The organism is Aquabacterium sp. A08 (genome assembly GCF_011742065.1).
The window spans coordinates 1-6,793 of sequence record NZ_JAAQQT010000694.1; the positions used below are offsets into that span (position 1 = coordinate 1).

Sequence of the window (6,793 nt, forward strand, 5' to 3'; positions counted from 1 at the left end):
TCGGCCAGCACCACGGTGCAGGCGCCGCAGTCGCCCTCGCCGCAGCCTTCCTTGGTGGCGCTCAGGTGCAGGTCCTCGCGCAGCAGGTCCAGCAGGGTGCGGCTGGGTGGTACATTCGGCAGCGTCACCACAGTGCCGCGCTGCACAAAGGCCAGGGGCCGGGTCGGGGTTTCGGGGGCAGAAAGCATCGTCATGCGCGAAGGGTAGGGGCTGCGGCGGCCCGCAACATATGTGCCATGGTATGCGCTCCATGCAAGGCTGGGTATGAAAGATCAGACGCTTTTCGACAAGATAGACCTCCACCTCATCCGGGTCTTGCACACCGTGCTCACCGAACGCAACGTTTCCCGCACCGCCCTGCGCCTGGGCATGCACCAACCGGCCGTCAGCGCCGCCCTGCGCCGCCTGCGCGAGCTGGCCGGCGACCCCTTGCTGGTCCGCTCCGGCCCCGGCATGGTGCCCACCCCCGCCGGGCTGCGCATGGTCGAGCCGGCCGCCCACATCCTCCGTTCGGCCGAGGTGATGTTTGCCGACGCGCGCCGCTTCGACCCCGCCACCGCCCGCCACACCTTCAGCCTGGCCGCCAGCGACTACCTCGACCCCTTCTTCCTGCCGCAGCTGGTCACCCACCTGAAAACCCACGCGCCGTTGTGTCCGATCGAGATCCAGCCGCTGTCGGGCGAGTCCGACTACCACCGCCGGCTGGCCCAGGGCGAGGTGGACGTGGTCATCGGCAACTGGCCCCAGCCCTCGGGCGACCTGCACCTGGGCCGGCTGTTCGGCGACGAGGTGGTGTGCCTGGTCTCGAAAAACCACCCCGCGGTGCGCCGCGGCTGGAGCGTGGACGAATGGCTGCAGGCCGAACACATCGCCCCCACGCCGACCCACCCGGGCGCGCGCGGCGTCATCGACGACCACCTGGCCAGCCAGGGCCTGGTGCGCCAGATCGCTGCGCGCTGCCCCCACTTCAGCCTGATCCCGGCCATGGTCGCCTCCAGCCTGCTGGTGCTGACCACCGGCCGCCACTTCTGCGAACGCTTTCTGGAGCAGTTGCCCGTGGCCATCCTGCCCTGCCCGGTGTCGTTCCCGCGCCTGATGTACTACCAGCTCTGGCACGGGCGCACCCACACCTCGCCGGCGGCGCAGTGGCTGCGCGACAGCGTGCGCACCGTGGCCGCCGCGCTGCGCCACTACGACCACGCCGGCGCCGACGCCCCGATCCCGGTCCAGGCCAGCGCGCCGACCGCCCCGCGCGCCCGCCCGGCCGCGCGCCGACCCGCCCCCACCGCCGCATGAGCCCACCGCCCCGCCTGCAACTGACGCAGATCACCAAACGCTACCCCGGTGTGGTGGCCAACGACAGCGTCTCGCTGACGGTGGCCCCGGGCACCGTGCACGCCGTGCTCGGCGAAAACGGCGCCGGCAAGTCCACGCTGATGAAGATCATCTACGGTGCGGTCAAGCCCGACGAGGGCACCCTGCTGTTCAACGGCCAGCCGGTGCAGATCCGCAACCCGCAGGAGGCGCGGGCGCTGGGCATCAGCATGGTGTTCCAGCACTTCAGCCTGTTCGACACGCTGACCGTGGCCGAAAACGTCTGGCTCGGGCTGGACAAGTCGCTCGGCCTGCCGGCGGTGAGCGAGCGCATCCGCCAGAAGGCGCAGGCCTACGGCCTGGACGTGGACCCGGACCGCCCGGTGCACAGCCTGAGCGTGGGCGAGATGCAGCGGGTCGAGATCATCCGCGCCCTGCTGACCAGCCCGCAGCTGCTGATCCTGGACGAGCCCACCTCGGTGCTGACGCCGCAGGCGGTGGACAAGCTGTTTGTGGTGCTGCGCCAGCTCGCCGCCGAGGGCTGCAGCATCCTCTACATCAGCCACAAGTTGCACGAGATCCGCGCCCTGTGCCAGGCCTGCACCGTGATGCGCGGCGGCCGCGTCACCGGCGAATGCGACCCGCGCCAGGAGTCCAACGCCTCGCTCAGCCGACTGATGATCGGGGCCGAGCCGTCGGCGCTGCAGGCCCGCGCCTATGCGCCGGGCGCGCCGGTGCTGGCGGTGCAGGGGCTGAGCCTGCCCAGCGCCGACCCGTTCGGCACCGCCTTGCAGGGCATCGCCCTGCAGGTCCGCGCCGGCGAGGTGGTGGGCATCGCCGGGGTGTCGGGCAACGGCCAGGCCGAGCTGCTCAGCGCCCTGTCGGGCGAGCAGCCGCGCGCGCCCGCCGGCAGTGTGCGCCTGGGCGGCCAGGACGTGTCCCGCCTGGGGCCCGGCCGGCGGCGCAAGCTGGGCCTGCACTTCGTGCCTGAGGAACGGCTGGGCCGCGGCGCCGTGCCCACGCTGAGCCTGGCGCAGAACCTGTTGCTGTCGCGCCGCGACGCCATCGGTCCGCTGGGCTGGCTGCGGCTGGGCGTGCTCAAGGCGCAGGCGCGCGACATCATCGCGCGCTACCAGGTCAAGGCCAACGGACCGGACGCGGCGGCCAAGTCGCTATCGGGCGGCAACCTGCAGAAGTTCATCGTGGGCCGCGAGATCGAGGCCAAGCCCACCCTGCTCATCGTCAGCCAGCCCACCTGGGGCGTGGACGTGGGCGCGGCGGCGCAGATCCGGGGCGAAATCCTGGCCCTGCGCGACGCCGGCTGCGCGGTGCTGGTGGTGAGCGAGGAGCTGGACGAGCTGTTCGAGATCAGCGACCGGCTGCACGTGATCGCCAAGGGCCGGTTGTCGCCGCCGGTGTGGCGCGCGCAGGCCACGGTGGAACAGATCGGGGAATGGATGTCGGGCCTGTGGCAGGCGCCGGCCGGTCAGGAGGAGGGCGCCCATGCTCAAGCTTGAAATGCGGCCCCAGCCCTCGCCGGTGTGGGGCTACGCCTCGCCGCTGCTGGCGCTGGCGGTCACGGTGCTCATCGGCATCGGCCTGTTCGTGGTGCTGGGCAAAGACCCGGTGCGCGGCTTGCAGGTGTTCTTCGTGGAGCCGCTCAAGTCCTGGTACGCGGTGGGGGAGCTGATGGTCAAGGCCACGCCGCTGCTGTTGATCGGCCTGGGGCTGGCGGTGTGTTTCCGCTCCAACGTCTGGAACATCGGTGCCGAGGGGCAGTTCGTCATCGGCGCGGTGTTCGCGGGCGGCGTGGCCTTGCAGGCCGGGCCCACCACCGGCCCCTGGTTCGTCTGGGCGGTGCTGGCCGCCGGCGTGCTGGGCGGCATGGCCTGGGCCGCCGTCACCGCGCTGCTGCGCGACCGCTTCAACGCCAACGAGATTCTGGTCAGCTTGATGCTGGTGTACGTGGCGGTGCAGGTGCTCAACTACCTGGTGTACGGCCCGTGGAAAGACCCGGCCGGCTTCAACTTCCCCCAGACCCAGACCTTCGAGAAAGCGGCCCAGGTGCCGCGGCTGCTCACCGGCTCGCGCGTCAACATCGGCCTGCTGCTGGCCTTGGCCGGCGTGGCCGGGGTCTGGCTGTACCTGTTCCGCACCCACTCGGGCTTTGCCCAGCAGGTGGGCGGGCTGGCGCCGGCGGCGGCGCGTTACGCCGGCTTTTCCTCGCGCGCGGCGCTGTGGATCGCGCTGCTGTTCTCGGGCGCCATGGCCGGGCTGGCCGGTGCGCTGGAGGTGGCCGGGCCCATCGGCCAGCTCACGCCGCACGTGCCGGCGGGTTACGGCTTTGCCGCCATCATCGTCGCCTTCGTCGGCCGGCTGCACCCGGTCGGCATCGTGTTTTCGGCGGTGCTCATGAGCCTGTTCTACATCGGCGGTGAACTGGCGCAGTCGCGCCTGGGCCTGCCCAAGGCCATCACCGGCGTGTTCCAGGGGGTGCTGCTGTTCGCCCTGCTGGCCTGCGACACGCTGATCGCCTACCGCGTCAAATGGGGGAGCCGCTGATGGACGCCACCGCTCTGCTGATCGCCTCGTCGCTCAACGCCGGCACGGTGCTGGCCATCGCGGCGCTGGGCCTGCTCATCAACGAGAAGGCCGGCATCGTCAACCTCGGCGCCGAGGGGCTGATGCTCTGCGGCGCCCTGGCCGGCTTTGCCGCCGTGGTGCACCTGGGCGCCACCGGCTGGGGCTTTGTCGCCGGGGCCGCTGCCGGGGCCGCCCTGTCGCTGGTGTTCGGCGGGCTGGTCATCTGGCTCAACACCAACCAGTACGCCACCGGCCTGGCGCTCAGCCTGTTCGGCGCCGGGCTGTCGGCCTTTGCCGGCATTCCCTACACCCAGGCCAAGCTGCCGGACCAGGGCCTGTCGGTCGTGCCTGTCCTCGGTGACCTGCCCTTTGTCGGCCCGGCGCTGTTCCGCCAGCACCCCATGGCCTACTTTGCGGTGTTCCTCACGCTGGCGCTGGTCTGGTTCCTCTACCGCACCCGCGCCGGGCTGGTGCTGCGCAGCGTGGGCGAAAGCCCCGAATCGGCGCACGCGCTGGGCTACCCGGTGCGCCGCATCCGCCTGCTGGCGGTGGGGGTGGGCGGCGCGCTGTGCGGCTTGGCGGGGGCCTACGTGTCCACCGTGTACACCCCGCTGTGGGTGGAGGGCATGATCGCCGGCAAGGGCTGGATCGCCCTGGCCCTGACCACCTTCGCCACCTGGCGCCCGGCACGCGTATTGCTTGGGGCCTACCTGTTCGGCGGGCTGACCATGGTGCAGTTCCACCTGCAGGGCATGGGGGTGAACCTGCCCAGCCAGGTGCTGACCATGCTGCCCTACCTGGCCACGGTGGTGGTGCTGGTGCTGATCTCGCGCAACCCGCTGTGGATCCGCACCAACATGCCGCAGTCCATCGGCAAACCGTTCTACCCGGGGGCCTGACGGCCACATTGCCTTCATAATTGTTTTTTTGTTCAGGAGTGCGAGCGATGATCGATGTTCAGAAGCGTGTGTGGCTCAAGGCGGCGGCCCTGACGGTGGTGGCCTCGGCCGCGCTGGTGGGTTGCGGCCAGAAAGAGGAAGCCGCCGCCCCCGCCCCGGTGACCGAGGCGCCCAAGGCCGAGCCGCTCAAGGCCGCCTGGATTTACGTCGGCCCGGTGGGCGACGCCGGCTGGTCCTACGCCCACGACCTGGGCCGCAAAGCCGCCGAGGCCAAGTTCGGCGCCGACCTGCAAACCACCTTTGTCGAGGCCGTGCCCGAGGGTGCCGACGCCGAGCGCGTGATCCGCGACCTGGCGCAGCAGGGCAACAAGATCATCTTCGCCACCTCGTTTGGCTACATGGAGCCGATGCTGAAGGTGGCCGCCGACTTCCCCGACGTGAAGTTCGAGCACGCCACCGGCTACAAGACGGCCGACAACATGCGCATCTACGATGCCAGCTTCTACCAGGACACCTACATGGCCGGCGTCATCGCCGGCAGCATGACCAAGTCCAACACCCTGGGCTTCGTCGGCTCCTTCCCCATCCCCGAGGTGCTGCGCAACATCAACGCCTACGCCCTGGGCGCCCAGAGCGTGAATCCCCAGGCCAAGGTCAAGGTGGTGTGGGTCAACACCTGGTTCGACCCGCCCAAGGAAAGCGACGCCGCGCAAAGCCTGATCAACCAGGGCGCCGACGTGCTGTTGCAGAACACCGACTCCACCGCCGTGCTGCAAACCGCCGAGAAGAACGGCAAGTACGCCTTCGGCTGGGACAGCGACATGAGCGCCTTCGGCCCGAAAGCGCACCTGGCGTCGGCCATCGCCGACTGGGGCCCGTACTACATCAAGTCCATCGAGGACGTGAAGAACGGCACCTGGCAGACCACCCGCACCGTCTGGGGGGTGAAGGAAGGCCTGAACGACCTGATCAAGATCAGCGACGCGGTGCCCGCCGAGGCCAAGGCCAAGGTCGAGGAGATCAAGGCGGGCCTGAAGGCCGGCACCTTCGACCCCTTCACCGGCCCGATCCTGGACAACACCGGCAAGGAAGTGCTGGCCGCCGGCGTGCAGGCCGACCAGGCCTGGAAGGACGGCATCAAGTTCTTCGTGAAGGGCGTGGAAGGCAAGGTGCCGTCGGGCAACTGACCGCTCCACCGGGCTCACAGGGCCGGTGCCACCGAAGGGGGCACGCGGCACGGCCACCCCACCGGCAGCGCCGGTCGGGTGGCCTTTTGTTTTTGGCAACCATATGGAAAAAAACACGATGCCGAACGAAACACGCGGGTGGTGGCCGGTGTGCCTGACCACCGACCTGGGCATGGCCCCACTGGGGGTGCGCCTGCTGGACCAGCCGCTGGTGCTGTGGCGCGACGCCCAGGGCCAGCCGGTGGCGATGGTGGACCGCTGCCCGCACCGGGGCGCGCAACTGTCGTTGGGGCGGGTGGTGGCCGGCACGCTGCAATGCCCCTACCACGGCTGGCGCTTTGAGCCGGCCGGCCGTTGCGTGGCCATTCCGGCCCAGCCGGGCTTCGCCCCGTCGGCCCGCAGCGGCGTGTGCCGGCACGCGGTGGCCGAGCACGAAGGGCTGGTCTGGGTCTCGCTGGACCCGGCAGCGGCCACCCCCGACGCCACACCCAGCCCCCACCCCTTGCCGGACCTGCGCCACCTGCCGGCGCGCCGCCTCGTGTACGGCCCGTTCGACGTGGCCACCAGCGCCCCGCGCGCGGTGGAGAACTTCCTTGACACCTCGCACTTCGCCTTTGTGCACGAAGGCTGGCTGGGCGCGCCCGAGCACCCTGAGGTGCCGCCCTACGAGGTGACCCACACCGCCGACGGCCGCCCCGTGATCGAGCGCTACAAAGCCTGGCAACCGCGCGCCAGCGCCGCGGCGGCCGGCGGCGACTGGGTGACCTACCGTTACGAGGTGCTCAGCCCCTACAGCGCGCTGCTCAGCAA

7 protein-coding genes are annotated in these 6,793 nt (G+C 70.4%); 6 read left to right on the forward strand and 1 reads right to left on the reverse strand.

Annotated features, from left to right (window positions below):
* Positions 1 to 194, reverse strand: a 194-nt coding sequence (locus HA630_RS20125; protein ID WP_243855569.1) for a 2Fe-2S iron-sulfur cluster-binding protein, incomplete at its 3' end; no start/stop codon positions are given.
* 70 nt (positions 195 to 264) lie between these two features.
* On the opposite strand from HA630_RS20125, the gene HA630_RS20130 reads away from it, so the two are divergent.
* From HA630_RS20130 to HA630_RS20155, 6 genes are all read left to right on the forward strand, one after another.
* Positions 265 to 1,296 carry a LysR family transcriptional regulator gene (locus tag HA630_RS20130; protein WP_166837185.1) on the forward strand — a complete coding sequence of 344 codons (1,032 nt, stop codon included), beginning with the start codon at positions 265 to 267 and terminating at the stop codon, positions 1,294 to 1,296.
* Positions 1,293 to 2,831, forward strand: a complete 1,539-nt coding sequence (locus HA630_RS20135; protein ID WP_166837187.1) for an ABC transporter ATP-binding protein — start codon at positions 1,293 to 1,295, stop codon at positions 2,829 to 2,831. Before HA630_RS20130 ends, HA630_RS20135 begins: the two co-directional genes overlap by 4 nt.
* A complete protein-coding gene (locus tag HA630_RS20140; RefSeq protein ID WP_166837189.1) occupies positions 2,818 to 3,876 on the forward strand; it encodes an ABC transporter permease in 1,059 nt (352 codons plus the stop codon). The genes HA630_RS20135 and HA630_RS20140 overlap by 14 nt, the downstream gene beginning before the upstream one ends.
* A complete protein-coding gene (locus tag HA630_RS20145; protein WP_166837191.1) occupies positions 3,876 to 4,796 on the forward strand; it encodes an ABC transporter permease in 921 nt (306 codons plus the stop codon). Before HA630_RS20140 ends, HA630_RS20145 begins: the two co-directional genes overlap by 1 nt.
* Positions 4,797 to 4,843: 47 nt before the next feature.
* Positions 4,844 to 5,983, forward strand: coding sequence for a BMP family ABC transporter substrate-binding protein (locus HA630_RS20150; protein ID WP_166837193.1), 1,140 nt, complete (start codon positions 4,844 to 4,846; stop codon positions 5,981 to 5,983).
* A gap of 118 nt (positions 5,984 to 6,101) precedes the next feature.
* Positions 6,102 to 6,793: aromatic ring-hydroxylating dioxygenase subunit alpha (locus tag HA630_RS20155; protein ID WP_243855571.1), on the forward strand; the 692-nt coding region annotated here is incomplete at its 3' end.

What these genes read in the sequence shown, in the direction of transcription:
- HA630_RS20130 (WP_166837185.1), top strand. Translation starts at nt 265, where the DNA reads ATGAAAGATCAGACGCTTTTCGACAAGATAGACCTCCACCTCATCCGG.
- HA630_RS20135 (WP_166837187.1), top strand. Translation starts at nt 1,293, where the DNA reads ATGAGCCCACCGCCCCGCCTGCAACTGACGCAGATCACCAAACGCTAC.
- HA630_RS20140 (WP_166837189.1), top strand. Translation starts at nt 2,818, where the DNA reads ATGCTCAAGCTTGAAATGCGGCCCCAGCCCTCGCCGGTGTGGGGCTAC.
- HA630_RS20145 (WP_166837191.1), top strand. Translation starts at nt 3,876, where the DNA reads ATGGACGCCACCGCTCTGCTGATCGCCTCGTCGCTCAACGCCGGCACG.
- HA630_RS20150 (WP_166837193.1), top strand. Translation starts at nt 4,844, where the DNA reads ATGATCGATGTTCAGAAGCGTGTGTGGCTCAAGGCGGCGGCCCTGACG.